This window comes from Niallia sp. FSL K6-0212, from assembly GCF_038007605.1.
Classification (GTDB): Bacteria; Bacillota; Bacilli; order Bacillales; family Cytobacillaceae; genus Niallia; species Niallia circulans.
Genome location: NZ_JBBOXL010000001.1, coordinates 2,036,038 through 2,051,275, shown reverse-complemented (window position 1 = coordinate 2,051,275; position 15,238 = coordinate 2,036,038). Strand labels below are relative to the sequence as shown.

Here is a 15,238-nt window from a genome sequence, read left to right as displayed (position 1 = left end):
GTATACTATTATGATAAAAATATTAATATCGATTAACCTGTTGGTTATATAAAATATTTGATTTTGCTATTCATTTATTCTTGTAGTAATATAATAGTAATAAAGGGGGTACCAAAGATGCAATTAGATATATCGGAAAATTCTATCCCTGTGTACGAGGTTCTATCCAGCCCTACACGAATAAACATTATTAAATTATTATCCAAGAAAAAAATGAATATTGGCGAACTCGCAAAGGAATTGAATATAAGCAGTGCAATAGTCAGTAGACATATTACAAAAATGAGTGATGCAGGTTTAGTAAAAACTGAAACGATCCCTGGCAAATCTGGTCTGCAAAAAATTGCTATCCTAAAAGTAGATCGAATCGAAATACAATTTCCTCAAAAGATTTACTCTGCTTTTGAAACCTATAAACAAGAAATTCCTGTAGGTCACTATTTTAATTTTAAAGTTTACCCTACCTGCGGCCTGGCGACTATCGCTAAAGCTATCGGCGAATACGATGATCCTAAATACTTTATGGATCCAGAAAAAAACCAAGCAGCTATCCTGTGGTTCACAAAAGGATTTATTGAATATCGTATTCCTTCCATTCTGAAAGAAAAAGATAAACTAGAGATGATTGATATTGTCTTGGAAGCTTCTTCTGAATTTCCTTATTCGAATAATGTCTGGCCTTCTGATATTACGTTTTCTTTAAACGGTAAAGAACTGTGTACATGGACCAGTCCAGGAGACTTCTCTGATACAAGAGGCCGTTTTACCCCCGGCTGGTGGCCAAATGATACCAACCAATACGGTATCTTACTTACTATCCGCATCACTAAGCATGGCGTTTATGCTGATGGCAAAAAATTATCCGATACTACCATTGATCAGTTTCGCGAAGAACAAAGTGGGATGTGGGATTTAAAAGTAGAAGTAAAAGAAGATGCAGAAAATCTTGGCGGCGTTACTTTATTTGGAAAAGGGTTTGGAAATTACGATCAAGATATAAATTTCATTACTTATTATAGTAATCCCGTGTAGTCAATCTGATAAAAGTCGTACAAATTAATAGAATAAAACTTTATGTCTAAAGAAAAGGTGTTGGAAGAAAAGCACCTTTTCTTTTTGTTTTAAATCTTCTTTTAATGAACACCATTTTTTTGTTTAGTCCTGGGATTGTGGCTTCATTTGCTTGATGAACACCACTTTTCCCTCGGTCTTCCTGGATTGTGGCTTTCATCCCCTTGATGAACATCATTTTTTCCTCGGCCTTCTTGGATTGTGGTGTTCATTTGCTTGGTGAACACCTCTTTTCCCTCTTCCTTCCTGGATTGTGGTTTTCATCCGCTTGATGAACACCATTTTTTCCTCGGCCTTCTTGGATTGTGGTGTTCATTTGCTTGGTGAACACCATTTTTTTCTCGGTCTTCTTGGATTGTGGCTTTCATCTGCTTGATGAACACCATTTTTTCCTCGGCCTTCTTGGATTGTGGTGTTCATTTGCTGGTGAACACCATTTTTTTCTCGGTCTTCCTGAATTGTGGCTTTCATTTGCTTGATGAACACCATTTTTTCCTCGGTCTTCTTGGATTGTGGTGTTCATTTGCTTGGTGAACACCTCTTTTCCCTCTTCCTTCCTGGATTGTGGTTTTCATCCGCTTGATGAACACCATTTTTTCCTCGGCCTTCTTGGATTGTGGTGTTCATTTGCTTGGTGAACACCATTTTTTTCTCGGTCTTCCTGGATTGTGGCTTTCATCCCCTTGATGAACACCACTTTTTCCTCTTCCTTCCTGGATTGTGGTTTTCATCCGCTTGATGAACACCATTTTTTCCTCGGTCTCCCAGGATTGTGGTTTTCATCCCCTCCATGAACACCTCTTTTCCCTTCTCTCTCACAAATTGTGACTTTCACCCCCTCCAGCAGCGTCATCTCGCCCGCCCCTTCATCTATCAGGTAAAATACCATCCACCTTCCTCCCAAATAAAAAAGCTACATCGACTTATTCGATGTAGCCAAACTCCAAGTAATTTTTATTTCAATATAAGTACATCAAATTGCTTTAATTCCACAGCTTCCTTCACCACTTCTCCAGTTAGTAGATTAACTTTGCCAACCAGATCTTTCGGTAATAGCTGCTTGTTTACCTGTTGGTTAATGACAAAATAAAACGAAGCTTCGTCTGTATCTCTTTTGGTAATTTCCAAGCCCTCTCCGTGCGAACAAATCGGCTTTGCCTCTGTTCCTTCTATCACTTGGTTCAATAAATGAGTAAGACCGTCCTCTTCTACCTGTGTACCAACATACCATACAGTCCCTTTTCCATAAGTGTTTTTTGTAATAGCTGGTGTATTTCCGTAAAAATCTTCTTTATAAAAAGCAACGGTCTCTGCTCCTTCTAGATGAATAATGTCACATAGCAGCTGACAGACATAGACATTACCATCCACAAATTCAACCCCGTTCTTTTGTTCTGGGGCTAATGCGTCAATTTCCTCGACCCAGATTCCTGCTATTTCTCTTAATGGCCCTGGGTAACCGCCAAGATAGACATTATCTGATTCGTTAACTATTCCGCTCATAAAAGTAGTAACCAAATGTCCGCCATTTTCCACAAATGCGGTGATTCGCTCTGCCAGCCCAGCTTTCATCATATAAAGAACTGGGGCAACGACCACGTCATACTTAGAAAGGTCACTATCAACCGATATCATATCAACTGAAATATTCTTTGTATAAAAGTATTGATAGTATTGATGAATTTGATCAACATATTTTAAATCTTTATTTGGTCCACTCGTATACTCAAGTGCCCAATAGTTTTCCCAGTCAAAAATGATACCAACCTTACTATGAATGGTAGAGCCTAAAAATTCATCCCCTAATTTCTGTAATTCATTCCCAAGTTCCCTTACCTCGCGAAACACTCTTGTATTTTCATGGCCGACATGCTCAATAACAGCACCATGAAATTTCTCGCATGCTCCGACGGAACGACGCAGCTGGAAAAATTGAATCGTATCTGCTCCATGTGCTAACGTCTGGTAACTTTGTGCCCGCATTTTTCCAGGTCGCTTTAAGGAATTATAAGGCTGCCAGTTTTGCTGGCTAGGGGTTTGTTCCATTAACATGAACGGCTGCCCATCTTTAAGCCCGCGCATTAAATCATGACACATCGCTGTGTAGCTCAATGGTGTATTATAGCTTGGATAATTATCCCATGAAACGAGATCCATTTCTTTTGCCCATTTAAAGTAATCTAAATTTTTATAAGTGCCCATTAAATTTGTGGTGATGGGCGTATCGGCATCATATTTTCGTATAGCATCCCGTTCCATCTTGTAATTTTCCAGCATACTATCGGAATTAAAGCGGCGGTAATCGATAGATATTCCAGCAAATGCGGTTTTATCACTGCCAATTCCTTCACTTAGTGCATTCGGAAGAACGATTTCATCCCACGCATAGATGGTATGACCCCAAAATTCCAAATTCCATGCTTGGTTCAATGCTTCAATCGTTTGATATCGTTTTTTCAGCCACACTCGAAATGCCTTTTCACAGTTTTCACAGTAACACTCGCCGCCATATTCATTGTTAATATGCCAACAAGTAACATATGGATTATCTCCGTATCTTTCTGCTAATTTCCCCGCTAGTTTACTTGCATACTTTTGGTAAACGAGACTATTTGGGCAGGCATTATGTCTCTGTCCAAATTTATGGTGTCTGCCCTCATAATCTGTTCGAGCTACTTCAGGATATTTTTTTACCATCCATGCTGGTAACGAAGCTGTCGACGTAGCCAGGATGATGTCATATTTATCCTTGCTCAGCATTTCAACTATGTCATCTAGCTCCTCAAAGTAGTATTCATCTTCAGAAGGTTGAATTTTTGCCCATGAAAAAACATTAATCGTCGCTGAATTAATACCCGCCTTTTTAAATATCCGCATATCCTCTTCCCAAATATCTTTTGGCCATTGATTCGGATTATAATCTCCTCCATATAAAATACGGTTAAAGACTTTTTTCGCCATCTTCATCCCTCCACCTTTTTTTATACATTCATTATAGATAGGCAAATAAAGAAAAAGTATAATAAGAGTAACTAGTTTATATAAAAATATGAAACTAATGTAAGGGGATACATAAATGGAAGTACATTTTAATTTATTAGATGGTTCTAACCCCTTTTCCATCGAAAGCATCGGCTATCAGTGGGAGCAAGAAATGATTATGCGAGCGGATGGCTATCCGTATTACCATTGGTTACAAACGGAAAAGGGGTTAGGGGAGGTCACTATTGAAAATGAAAAAATCCGCTTAAGACCTTCAGAAGGAATTCTGATTGCACCATTTGTTTCACATTACTATGAGGCTATTTCCGCCACTGGCTGGCAAACAAATTTTTTAACGATTAACGGTAGTTTTTCGCCAAATATAGCAGATATCCTTGGAGCTGCTCCCTACTATCTTGCCAACGATTGCCCAGATTTTTCTTACAGTGATTGGACGAGAAGAATGTTGTCCCGTATAAAAAACGAAAACCAAAATAGCCAGCAGCAGCAGCTTTCCATTGATGTGTATACCTTCTTATTAAATATACGAGACCATGGCTTACATAGAACCGTCCATACCAATGATTTATATCAGCAATATATTTGGCCAAGTATCCAATGGATTGAAACAAACTATGTAGAGAAATGTGATATTGCCGATATCGCAAAGAGACTCTATATCTCCCCACAATATTTGAATAAGCTTTTTCGACGCTTTGTCGGTGTTTCTGTCTATCAATATGTCCTTGCATACAGAATAAAAAAGGCAAAAGAAATCTTAGTTACCAATAGAGATATAAAAATCAAGGACATTACGTTCTTAACTGGCTTCAATGACACCAGTCATTTTGTTGCCACCTTTAAAAAGGAAACGGGGTTTACACCGAAAGAATTTCGTTCGTTTTATTAAAGAAGCTCCTCCCTATCATAGGGAGGAGCTGTACATTGTCAAAAGAACTTCTTTTTCCAAAAGACTAGAGCGGTTATTCCTGATAATAGGAAGGAAATCATAATTGCAATGGTGAAAGAATAGGACATATCCTGAAATGGAATATGCACATTCATTCCGTAAAAGCTCGCAACCATTGTTGGTAAGGATAAAATAATCGTGAAGGATGTGAGAAACTTCATGACCATATTAACATTATTGGAAATAACCGAAGCAAAGGCATCCATCATCCCACTTAAAATCGACATATGGGTTTCAGCCATCTCAATTGCTTGCTGATTCTCTATGATAACATCCTCTAGCAATTCTTGATCATCTTCATACATTTTCAAATAATTACTTTTGAGCATTTTTTGCATAACAATATTATTCGATTTTAAAGAAGTCGTAAAGTACACTAAACTTTTTTCGATGTTAAGCAAAGAGAAAAGCTCTTTATTTTTCATGGACTGCTGTAGTTCTTTTTCAATGCTATCTGTCTTCTTGCTGATTTGCTTTAAATATTTTAAATAAGCTGTCGCCATACTATACAGTATTTGCAAGGAAAAACGAGTTTTTTTGTACGTAAAAAAGCTCTTCATTCTCCCTTCAGAAAATTGTTGAAAAATAGGATTATCCTTTAAGCAGACAGTAATAAAGCAATTCTTGGAAATAATCATTCCTAATGGAATGGTGTCATAAATTTGTGTCTTTTTTTCATCAAACGAAACGAGCGGAAGATTGACAATGATCAATATATTCTCCCCATCTTTTTCAATTCTTGAACGCTCTTCTTCATCCAATGGATCTTTCATAAACGCTAATGGAATATCTAAACCTGTTGCAATTTCTGTTATCTCATGCTCTGTTGGTGCTATTAAATTGATCCAGCAGCCATTGACTATTTTATCTGTTTCCTGCAACATTCCATCTTCATTTGAAATATAAATTTTTCTCATGCTTTTACCTCCTCTTGTTGTAGAGGAAGTCAACATTCTCTGCCAAATAAAGTTGAATCTTTATCAGTATTCAAACTTCTAAAGGAAGGGCTATATATGACTTCCTCTTTCATGGCCGTGGGTTCTGGTTCAGGTTCCATACACTTTCGAGTACTCATAAAAATTCAACTCCTTGCTTGTAATCTTTAAACCTCTTACATACTACTTTATAATTTATTGATTGTAAACCGATAAAGATTAAATTTCTCTCGTTCTCCTTATAGCTTACATAAATAGACACTATCTCTGCAATATTGCTGAGAATACAGGTAGTATTTCTTCCCCTTCCCCTATTACAGCAATATTGCATTTTTGTTTATCAAAGTAAGAATCCATTATTTTGGCGTATTATTCTCCCTGCAGCAACTCTTCCACAGAAGGACTATTTAATTTATTTCTTAATACATATAGTATTGCTGCGGCTACTATGAATGTAATACTATCTGCTAAAAACAGGGACCAAACGACACCATGAAAACCAAAAGTGAAATTAGCAAAAAACAAAATAGGAATTAACACCAATCCTTGCACAAAGGCCATAACAAAGGCAGCAGTTCCCTGACCAGTCGCCTGAAACATCCCAATAATTAAAAACGTAAATCCAGATAAAAACATAGATAAGAACGTTACTTTTAAGATATAGCTTCCTACAGTAATTAATGCGATATCATTAGTAAATAAACCGATAAGGTTGCTGGATGCAAAAAAGATGATTAATCCGAAAAGAACGGCCATTCCTAGTATAAGCTTACTCGTAAACGACACAACTTTTTTCATCCGCTTTCTATCTGCTGTAAAGGAATAAGCTATTAACGGCACTACACCCTCACAAACTCCCATGATGAAAAACTCTGGAAACTGTTGTAATCTTGAGGAAATTCCATAAGCAGCAACAGCTTTATCTCCATATATCATCATAAAGTGATTAAAGAAGAGGGCTGTAACTCCCATAAAAACATTCATCAAAAATACCGGAACCCCAATCGTTAAAATATGCTTAAGGATAGTTTTTTCGAATGAAAAATCCCGAAAAGATAAGGTAAGGAATTTGCTCTTTTTTCCCATATAATAACTAAAATAAATACAAGCCATAATATTTGAGAGAATGGTTGCTGCTGCGACCCCCATAATTCCTAGCTTTAAAACAAAAATAAACAATAAATCCAGCACAATATTTATGGCTACACTAAGTATCATTCCAATCATGGAAACATTTGCCGCACCTTCTGATCGAACTAATTGTTCCATAGTAAAAAATAAAATAATAAACGGTGAACCAATAATTAACATCATTACGTATTGTTTTGTAAAATCAAAGGAATGGAGGCTACTACCCAATAATGAAACAATCGAATCTATAAATGGAAGTGTAGCTATAATGATTAATAAACCTAATAAAATAGAACTGTAAATAGAAAACGAAGATACTTGTTTTACTCTATAATAATTTTTTTCACCAAGAAGCCTTGATATATAGGTACCTCCTCCCATTCCTATTAAATTTCCAAAAGCCATGATTAGAGCAAAGACTGGAAGTGCTAGTGTAATAGCTGTAAGCATCGCAGTGTCCTGTAAAAAGCCAATAAAATAAGCATTTAAAATCGAATAAACTACTGTCATTGACATACCAAGCATCATTGGGATAGCAAAATGGGCAACCGCTTTAGCAATTGGTGCTTTTTCAAAATAATAAAGATTTTCTTTTTCCATATTCCCACTACTTTCTTTTTTATTTAGTTAGAAATCTAACTATTTATTTGTAATAAACAGACCTCATTCGTTGAACCGTACTTAATCTAAATGTATTGAAAAGGAAAAACAATTTAGTTTTTTATTTACTTAGAACTCTAACTATATACGGTGATATCCCCTGTAAGATATCACTTTGCTAAAGTTGTTTGTCTACATTTACATTCATTCGTTCTAAAAAATGAAATAGCTGTTTTTTCTCTTCTTCACTAAAACCCTCTACCAGCATATTCTCAGCATTTGCAAAAAAAGCTTCAAAATCACCTACGATTTTTTTCCCTTTCTCTGAAAGAGACAATAACTTTCTACGCTCATCCTTTGGATCAATTGTACGTTTTATAAAATCTTTTTTTTCCAAATTATGAATGATACTACTGATGGAGGAACCCTTTCGATTAAACCTTGATTCTAAATCCTTATGCGTAATCCCCTGTTCCTCATGCGCATCAATGAAACCCATAGTACGAGCCTGTTCTAATGTAATCCCATGCGCTTCCAACCTTTTATCACCACTTAGCTTAATTTTATGATTAATGGTGCGAATAAGATATTGAAAATTTACTTCAAACTCCCTCTCCTTCATGTTCATTCCTTCCTTTTCAATTACTTAGAATACTAACTAATTTACCTCACCTTCTATATAATGTCAATAAAATGCTTTTTGTGTTTGTAAAATAACAACCTATAAACCCAAAAACAAAACGGTTTCCCTCTATGGAAAACCGTTTTGCGTCTCTTTTATACTAATTTATGGCCACAATTGGAGCAGAAATTGCCTTCCCCTGTTTTCGTTCCACAATTCGGACAAAAATTGGGCCGTTTTTTCTCTTGATTCTGGGATGCTGCTTCTGGTGTTGGTTGTTGAGCCGGCGCTTGCTGCTGATTTTGCCCCTGGCTTTGATTTTGCTTATTCATTTTATCCATCATTTGATTAGCCATATTCATTCCCATCATCATGCCAGCCATATCAGACGCTGCACCCCCGCCTGACATTTTCCCATTAGCCATGCCATCAATCATCGAGATTTGCTGGTACTTATCTATATTGCCAACCATTCCGTGTGAGGCATTTTTATTAATCATTTCCTGTACTTCTTTCGGATAGCTGAAGCTCATAATCTGGAAGCCTGTTATCGCAAGCCCGCTTTCCATCATCTGGCTATTTAAATCTTCTTGAATGCCTTTGGCAATTTCAAAGGAGTTTGCTTGGAGATTGAACATATCCTTACCTGCTGTGACTATCCACTTCATTAATAATTGATCCAGCACAGAGATAATGCGAATTTTTACATCTTCTACTAAATATTGATTTTTAATCCCAGCAATTTTATCGATCAGCGCGATATAGTCCTTTACTTTAAATTGAAAGGTTCCGTTTGCTCTTATTGGCATTCCACCAGGAAGCCCAGCAGCTGGTATATTTATTGCATTTTTCGTGCCCCATTTAACTGTAAATTCCTTAGTATTGACGAATAGTACTTCAACTCGCATTCCACTATTGAATCCGAACTTAAAGCCTTTTAAAGTGGACAGAAATGGAACAATTTGCGATTCAATATCATACTCACCCTCCTCTTGAAAAGCTCCTTCTATATTGCCATTATTTAAGAAGATAGCATCCTGTCCTGGGCGAATAATTAATTTACTTCCCTTTTTAATTTCACGATTTTTCCATTTATAAAAAATCATATCTTCACGAAATTCTTCCCATTCCACTACATTGGCAAATTGATTACGAAAAAATGACATCCTTTTTTAACCCCTTTCAATAAGTAAATATTTGTTTAGAATTTTCCTCTGCTTCCACTATGGGAGTGACCACCGCCAGTGATCCCGCCACCGCCACCTGAGTTGTTTTGTGGCTTTCTTTGTTTTGTTACTGTTTTTCGAATAAAGCGATCATGTCTATTTATAATCTTCGAGTTATCCATATACGTATTGCCATTCACGGTTACTTTTCCTCCAGATTGGAAAACCATTATACTCACGATGATCCCTGCAATCACGAGCGAGGCAATTAGCTGAAAGCCCCAATGGAAGAAAAATGCTGGCATTCCACTTGCATTATTTTCCTCGTTATATTCATTTCGAGCCTCATCTATGCCGCTATAATCATAATCATCTTCTAAATTAGCCGGGTCATCCACTAAATAATAAGCCGATTCATGCATAAAAGTGGAGAAAGCTTCAAAATATTCACCATCTGATAAAGCTGGTGTTATCTCTTCACGGATATAATCAATTGTCGCGTTATCCAATGCATCTTCCGCTCTTTTAAAACCTGCTAAATAGATATCTCTTTCTTCCATATCAATGGCTAAGATGGCTGTATTTCCATGAGGCTGGTCATAGCCTGGTGCTTCTTCATCATAATAATCGTCTACATATTGTTCGATATCTTTTCCATCTGTACCATCTAGCGTAAGAATCAATAAGGCAGTTTCGGTTTCTTCGCCTAATTCCTCTGCTAAGCTTTCCAGTTCTGTTTTTTCAGAATCTGTTAAAAGCTGGGCATCATCAAAGATATATTCCGTTTGATTTTCTGAAGCTGCACTTACAGCACTGCCTGAAAACAGAGTAAATATTGCCAAGGCAATAAATAGTAAACTACTATAGTTCCTTAAAATTTTTCTCAAAAGAAACCACCACCCATTAAGAAGGAGATACCTTTTAATGCAAGGAATGTGCCGCAAGCAATTCCGCTAAACCATAGCGCTACCTTGCCTTTACTAATCGGCGGTTTCCCGACTACTTTTCCTGTATGCCCATTCATCGCAAAAATATGCTCTTGGCTTTCGTAATCGTAACTGACCATCCATACAGGTAGCAAGACATAATCACTCCGGACCGCTTTTGTATCAATATTTCTATCCCGATAATTTATCGTATGATACCCTATAAAAGTAGAGTGTACAAAGGAATCAATGTAATCACTCACTTTATCTTTGGCTCGCGGCAATAATTCCGCATCCGTATAATTATATTTTTCAGAAATAAAGCCAGCTAGATAAGGTGTTTTAAAATCTTTTAACTGCTCATATGGAAAAGGTTCCAATTTATCCATTAATTCATCTTTCATTTTTTCAGAAGCATCAACTGGAATTTTCGTATAATCTAAATTTATCTTTCGATATGCTTCATAATACTTCGTTTCCGTATAGATATAATCACCGCTTGTATACGTCCGGACCTTTGTGCAAAGGGCAGTTACATCAACATCACTGTTTAAATCATAAAGCCAGAATGGTACATACATACCAGTAATACTTTTTATCCTGTCTGCATTCATAAATCCCTTTGGAGTCAATAGTCCCTTTCTGCACCATTTTTGAAAAGCCGCCATAGCTTCTTCTTTACTGATTGTAAAAGGGATCACTTTCTTAGGAGCAAGCGCTCCTGCCAAGCGGTCAGCAATAACAACGCCTGCACCGCAAAAGCTACAATTTGTTGCCGTTGTGTCTGCTTCTGTTAGTAATACTGCCCCGCAGTTGTCACAATGGTATTCCTTCACCTCATTCTCTTCAAAAGAAGCGGTCATTAAATTTTCTGGATAGCTCTCAATATTCTCTTCATTTCCACAGCTAGGGCAAGATAAACTGCCTGTATCTGCATTAAAGCTCATATCTCCCCCACAATTTGGGCATTTATAATGAAGGATCAAGTAAATCACCTCAATTTTTATCTCTTCTTATACTAATCATACCTTATTTATCCACTCGCTGCTCTGCTGCCGTGAAAAATTTCCGTTATATACATATACTGATTGAACGTTTAAAAAGTTTCATTTTCACACTTTGTTTATAGATGACAGAGATGTAAACATTTACTCGAAAATAATAAAAAAAGTTCCTCGTTTCTAAAAAGAAACAAGGAACCTTCGATTGTTATCTATGCCCTATTAAAATCATCATGTTCCGCAATACGTTTTATAAGCAGGGTTAATCTTCACTGGAGCTATGCCGTACTCCATTTGTGCTTGTGTATATGCATACGGGTTAGATAGCATTTGTAATAATTCCTCCATTACACTTAAATCTCCGCCTTCTGCAGCATCAAGTGCTGCTTCGACACGATGATTGCGAGGGATTACGACCGGATTATGTTTTTTCATTCGTTCACGAGCAGCCACTTCTCCCCCTTCTTGTCCTGCAATTCTTTCCTTCCAAGCTTTATGCCATTCGCTAAATGCTTGATTTTTATTTAGTTCTATTCGTTCTACTTCCCCTATCGTTAAAGCACGGAAAGTATCTGTATAGTCCGCCCGATTATTTTGCATAATGCCAAGGAGCTTCTCTATTAGCTTAGCATCTTTTTCTTCTTCCGCTGCCACTAATCCTAATTTTCCTCTCATTCCATCAAGCCAATGCTGCTGATATAAAGGATTAAATTGATCTAATTGTGCTTGCGCAAGTTCCACTGCTTTTTCCGTATCATCATGGAATAATGGCAACAGGCTTTCTGCAAACCTAGCCAGATTCCATCCCGCTATTTTCGGCTGATTTCCATAGGCATACCGACCTTGAACATCAATCGAGCTAAAAACAGTATCTAAATGGAAGCTATCCATAAACGCACATGGTCCATAGTCAATCGTCTCGCCACTAATCGTCATATTATCTGTGTTCATAACACCATGGATAAAACCAACTAATTGCCATTTAGCAATTAATGCAGCCTGCCGCTTCATTACTTCTCTAAACATTTCAACATACGGATTCCCATCTTTCTTAATTGTTGGGAAATGCCGTTCCATAGCATAATCCGCAAGTGCTTTAAGATCCTGCTTTGACTCAAGAGCAGCTGCATATTGAAATGTTCCTACGCGAAGATGGCTTGCTGCCACTCTTGTTAAAATCGCTCCTGGCAAACTCGTTTCCCGGACAATCTTCTCACCTGTATCAACAACCGCTAAGCTTCTAGTAGTCGGAATCCCTAGTCCATGCATCGCTTCACTAATGATATACTCCCTTAGCATCGGCTTAAGCGCTGCTCTTCCGTCGCCACCGCGCGAATAGGGAGTTCGGCCAGAGCCTTTTAATTGGATATCGAATCGTTCGCCTGATGGGGTAATCTGCTCTCCAATTAACATCGCCCTTCCATCGCCTAGCATGGTCGGGTGGCCAAATTGATGGCCTGCATATGCTTGCGCAAGAGGAAAGCCTCCTTCTGGAACCTCATTCCCGCTTAATACTTGTATTATCTCAGGGCGCTGCAATTGCTCCCCATTTAATCCAAGTGTCTTAGCCAAATCCTCATTAAGCTTCACTAAACTTGGGGAACTGACTGGATTTACTGTCATCTTAGAATAAAATGTTTCGGGAAGACGAGCATAACTATTATCAAAATTCCAGCCAACATCTGTTTTTGTCTCTTTATTACTCATATTAGCTCCCTTCCATTCCTTTTTGATATTTCTATTATACCCTTTTCACCGTGAAGAACATGCAATAACACTTTGCAAAAAACAATTCTATATAAAGAAAACAGCTTCCTTTAGTTGAAAGCTGTCTTCCCTGTGCTGCAAAACAAGTTATTCTGCCAATACTTTATTTTGATTTTTCTTTTTCTTCTGAACTTTATTTTGATACATATGATTATCTGCTTCTGTAAATAAGGCTGTCATTCTTCCAAGAGAGCTTTGACCAAATGCGTAGCCAATCGACATTCTCACCATGTTTTCTTCTACGCATTTTCCCTTATCGCTTAATCCCATCGTCATCCTCTTATATAACTCTTCTATTTCTTCTTGCTGCATTCCTTGAATTAACAAGACAAATTCATCCCCGCCGATTCTCGAGACCGTAATATAAGGAGAAGAAAAAGTATTTAATAATTTTCCAGCTGCTTTAATTAAATCATCGCCTTGTTTATGACCGTACTTATCATTAACTTGTTTTAGTTCATCTAAATCACATAGGATAATGGCAATTACTTCATCTATTTTCGTATCAAATTCTTCCATCTTTTGTTCAAAGTAAAAGCGATTATATACTTCTGTCAATGCATCATGGATCAGCTGATGCTCTAAATTCTCTCGTAGTCTTACTTTCTCGTCGATATTACGAATGATTCCATGAATCGCTACAAGCTCTCCATGCTCATAAATAGGCGTCGCATATTCCTCAAACCATTTATAAGAACCGTCTGAACATCTCATTCGTTGAACCAATGGCTGACTATAATCAATTGCACCATGAAGTTTTTTGTACATAATGTGATAATCATCGGGATAAATCATTTCTAAAGGGGCATACGGATTCCGATAAAATTCCTTGACCATGCCATCTCCTAATACAGCATCGGCGGAAGGACTAATATACGAATGTCTCATTTGCGGTTTCACTTCATATCGATAAACGATGTCCTTTGAGCTTTCCACTAGTCGAAACATAATGTCTTCTTTTTCTACTTTCGCTTTCCACTTATTATATTTACGCTTATCATTTTTTTTCCAAAAGAAAATACCTATCATTACTCCGCAGCAAAAATATAATATCCCCATTTTTCTCCTCACCTTACCATTAGTGAGACTATCATCGACATATTACAGCTATCCAAATAATAGAAAAAAGCTAATCTTCGACCGATTAGCCCTTCTTTATCAAGATAAATCGGTAACTGGCTGACTTAATCTCCACGATCTTAGTCCCTATAGCTTTGCGTCTTCACCTTTCGATGAATTTGCCTTTATCATTTTATTATATTTAAATAATGAAATACTCTATTTCCTTTTTTTAGTTTCTATTACAAATTTTATAGGAAAATAGACAGATACACAAGAGAAAGAAAGGACTTTTCTCACAATTTTTACCAAACTTCTGAAAAATGAAAAAGAAATCGATTAAATAAAAAAAATTCACAAAATCTCCATTTTTCTTTCATAATTTTTTGCTCTTTTTTGTTATCTTTATACATAAGCAGTCAAACTTGAAAGGGAGAATGCGATTAATATGAAAAAAACTAAACTTATCATTCCGATATTTATTACCATACTATTTGCTGTAACGATTCTTTTAATTATTACCCAAAATAACCGCTATGAAAAAATGGACGATAGCGATCTCAAACAACTTGTTCAAGATTTTAGTTCCGGGAAGAAGTCAACAGCTGCCGCTTCCATTACCTCTGATACATTAACAGTGAATACTCTCGACAACGAAGAGCATCTCTATCGCTTGCCCAAGGAGGAATTTTTTGTTTCTGTTGCTCCTTACTTAGTAGATACTCACCCTTGTGCTATCCATAATTTAACAGGGTGCCGCGGGGAATTGGCAAATAAGGAATTCGCGGTACTTATTGAAGATGACGTGGGGAATGTTTATGTAGATGAACTTATAACTTCTCAGCAAAACGGGTTTATCGATTTATGGCTTCCACGCAATAAAGATTTAAAATTAACCATCTCCTATAATGGCAAAACAGCCAAATCGGATCTCGCTACTTTTAAGGATGATAATACATGTATTACTGCTCTTCCTTTGATATAAGGATAGAAGGTATCTTAATGACT

15 protein-coding genes and 1 riboswitch are annotated in these 15,238 nt (G+C 36.9%); of the genes, 3 read left to right on the top strand and 12 right to left on the bottom strand.

Features of this window, described 5'->3' with window-relative positions; genetic code table 11:
- Nucleotides 1-117: 117 nt before the first annotated feature.
- Nucleotides 118-1,032, top strand: coding sequence for an ArsR/SmtB family transcription factor (locus MHH96_RS09650; protein WP_047945017.1), 915 nt, complete (start codon nt 118-120; stop codon nt 1,030-1,032).
- A 46-nt stretch (nt 1,033-1,078) separates the two neighbouring features.
- Here MHH96_RS09650 and MHH96_RS09645 read toward each other — a convergent pair whose 3' ends face one another.
- The 4 genes from MHH96_RS09645 to MHH96_RS09630 all read right to left on the bottom strand — a co-directional run bounded on the left by MHH96_RS09645 (nt 1,079) and on the right by MHH96_RS09630 (nt 4,032).
- Complete coding sequence (locus MHH96_RS09645; RefSeq protein WP_186325656.1) at nt 1,079-1,249, bottom strand: hypothetical protein; 171 nt, start codon at nt 1,247-1,249, stop codon at nt 1,079-1,081.
- Between the two features lie 134 nt (nt 1,250-1,383).
- Complete coding sequence (locus MHH96_RS09640) at nt 1,384-1,542, bottom strand: hypothetical protein (RefSeq protein ID WP_161798424.1); 159 nt, start codon at nt 1,540-1,542, stop codon at nt 1,384-1,386.
- Nucleotides 1,543-1,798: 256 nt separating this feature from the next.
- Nucleotides 1,799-1,960 (bottom strand): hypothetical protein, encoded by a 162-nt coding sequence (locus tag MHH96_RS09635; protein WP_328283071.1) that lies wholly within the window; start codon nt 1,958-1,960, stop codon nt 1,799-1,801.
- Between the two features lie 65 nt (nt 1,961-2,025).
- Nucleotides 2,026-4,032, bottom strand: coding sequence for a beta-galactosidase (locus MHH96_RS09630; RefSeq protein ID WP_047941639.1), 2,007 nt, complete (start codon nt 4,030-4,032; stop codon nt 2,026-2,028).
- Between the two features lie 115 nt (nt 4,033-4,147).
- On the opposite strand from MHH96_RS09630, the gene MHH96_RS09625 reads away from it, so the two are divergent.
- Nucleotides 4,148-4,963: an AraC family transcriptional regulator gene (locus MHH96_RS09625; protein ID WP_144545390.1), complete on the top strand. Its 816-nt coding sequence runs from the start codon at nt 4,148-4,150 to the stop codon at nt 4,961-4,963.
- A gap of 38 nt (nt 4,964-5,001) precedes the next feature.
- Here the strand turns inward: MHH96_RS09625 and MHH96_RS09620 are convergent, their stop codons facing one another.
- The 8 genes from MHH96_RS09620 to MHH96_RS09585 all read right to left on the bottom strand — a co-directional run bounded on the left by MHH96_RS09620 (nt 5,002) and on the right by MHH96_RS09585 (nt 14,230).
- Entirely contained in the window at nt 5,002-5,940 is a 939-nt protein-coding gene (locus tag MHH96_RS09620; protein ID WP_095259202.1) for a magnesium transporter CorA family protein, read from the bottom strand.
- Between the two features lie 387 nt (nt 5,941-6,327).
- A complete protein-coding gene (locus MHH96_RS09615) occupies nt 6,328-7,689 on the bottom strand; it encodes an MATE family efflux transporter (protein ID WP_251688055.1) in 1,362 nt (453 codons plus the stop codon).
- A 178-nt stretch (nt 7,690-7,867) separates the two neighbouring features.
- On the bottom strand, nt 7,868-8,311 hold the full coding sequence (locus MHH96_RS09610; protein ID WP_047941643.1) for a MarR family winged helix-turn-helix transcriptional regulator: 444 nt from the start codon (nt 8,309-8,311) through the stop codon (nt 7,868-7,870).
- Between the two features lie 155 nt (nt 8,312-8,466).
- Nucleotides 8,467-9,477, bottom strand: coding sequence for an SPFH domain-containing protein (locus MHH96_RS09605; protein ID WP_047941644.1), 1,011 nt, complete (start codon nt 9,475-9,477; stop codon nt 8,467-8,469).
- Between the two features lie 35 nt (nt 9,478-9,512).
- Nucleotides 9,513-10,364, bottom strand: coding sequence for a TPM domain-containing protein (locus MHH96_RS09600; protein WP_053215638.1), 852 nt, complete (start codon nt 10,362-10,364; stop codon nt 9,513-9,515).
- Complete coding sequence (locus MHH96_RS09595) at nt 10,361-11,389, bottom strand: TFIIB-type zinc ribbon-containing protein (RefSeq protein ID WP_341117162.1); 1,029 nt, start codon at nt 11,387-11,389, stop codon at nt 10,361-10,363. Before MHH96_RS09595 ends, MHH96_RS09600 begins: the two co-directional genes overlap by 4 nt.
- Before the next feature lie 246 nt (nt 11,390-11,635).
- A complete protein-coding gene (locus MHH96_RS09590; protein ID WP_061800608.1) occupies nt 11,636-13,111 on the bottom strand; it encodes a protein adenylyltransferase SelO in 1,476 nt (491 codons plus the stop codon).
- Between the two features lie 147 nt (nt 13,112-13,258).
- Nucleotides 13,259-14,230, bottom strand: a complete 972-nt coding sequence (locus tag MHH96_RS09585; protein ID WP_053215639.1) for a sensor domain-containing diguanylate cyclase — start codon at nt 14,228-14,230, stop codon at nt 13,259-13,261.
- Nucleotides 14,231-14,338: 108 nt separating this feature from the next.
- Nucleotides 14,339-14,424: riboswitch (cyclic di-GMP riboswitch) on the bottom strand.
- A 254-nt stretch (nt 14,425-14,678) separates the two neighbouring features.
- Between MHH96_RS09585 and MHH96_RS09580 the strand changes: the two genes are divergently transcribed.
- Nucleotides 14,679-15,215 (top strand): CueP family metal-binding protein, encoded by a 537-nt coding sequence (locus MHH96_RS09580; RefSeq protein ID WP_061800606.1) that lies wholly within the window; start codon nt 14,679-14,681, stop codon nt 15,213-15,215.
- Nucleotides 15,216-15,238: the final 23 nt, after the last annotated feature.

What these genes read in the sequence shown, in the direction of transcription:
- MHH96_RS09590 (WP_061800608.1), bottom strand. Translation starts at nt 13,111, where the DNA reads ATGAGTAATAAAGAGACAAAAACAGATGTTGGCTGGAATTTTGATAAT.
- MHH96_RS09640 (WP_161798424.1), bottom strand. Translation starts at nt 1,542, where the DNA reads ATGAAAGCCACAATTCAGGAAGACCGAGAAAAAAATGGTGTTCACCAG.
- MHH96_RS09625 (WP_144545390.1), top strand. Translation starts at nt 4,148, where the DNA reads ATGGAAGTACATTTTAATTTATTAGATGGTTCTAACCCCTTTTCCATC.
- MHH96_RS09645 (WP_186325656.1), bottom strand. Translation starts at nt 1,249, where the DNA reads ATGATGTTCATCAAGGGGATGAAAGCCACAATCCAGGAAGACCGAGGG.
- MHH96_RS09635 (WP_328283071.1), bottom strand. Translation starts at nt 1,960, where the DNA reads ATGGTATTTTACCTGATAGATGAAGGGGCGGGCGAGATGACGCTGCTG.
- MHH96_RS09585 (WP_053215639.1), bottom strand. Translation starts at nt 14,230, where the DNA reads ATGGGGATATTATATTTTTGCTGCGGAGTAATGATAGGTATTTTCTTT.
- MHH96_RS09610 (WP_047941643.1), bottom strand. Translation starts at nt 8,311, where the DNA reads ATGAAGGAGAGGGAGTTTGAAGTAAATTTTCAATATCTTATTCGCACC.
- MHH96_RS09620 (WP_095259202.1), bottom strand. Translation starts at nt 5,940, where the DNA reads ATGAGAAAAATTTATATTTCAAATGAAGATGGAATGTTGCAGGAAACA.
- MHH96_RS09580 (WP_061800606.1), top strand. Translation starts at nt 14,679, where the DNA reads ATGAAAAAAACTAAACTTATCATTCCGATATTTATTACCATACTATTT.
- MHH96_RS09615 (WP_251688055.1), bottom strand. Translation starts at nt 7,689, where the DNA reads ATGGAAAAAGAAAATCTTTATTATTTTGAAAAAGCACCAATTGCTAAA.
- MHH96_RS09650 (WP_047945017.1), top strand. Translation starts at nt 118, where the DNA reads ATGCAATTAGATATATCGGAAAATTCTATCCCTGTGTACGAGGTTCTA.
- MHH96_RS09605 (WP_047941644.1), bottom strand. Translation starts at nt 9,477, where the DNA reads ATGTCATTTTTTCGTAATCAATTTGCCAATGTAGTGGAATGGGAAGAA.
- MHH96_RS09630 (WP_047941639.1), bottom strand. Translation starts at nt 4,032, where the DNA reads ATGGCGAAAAAAGTCTTTAACCGTATTTTATATGGAGGAGATTATAAT.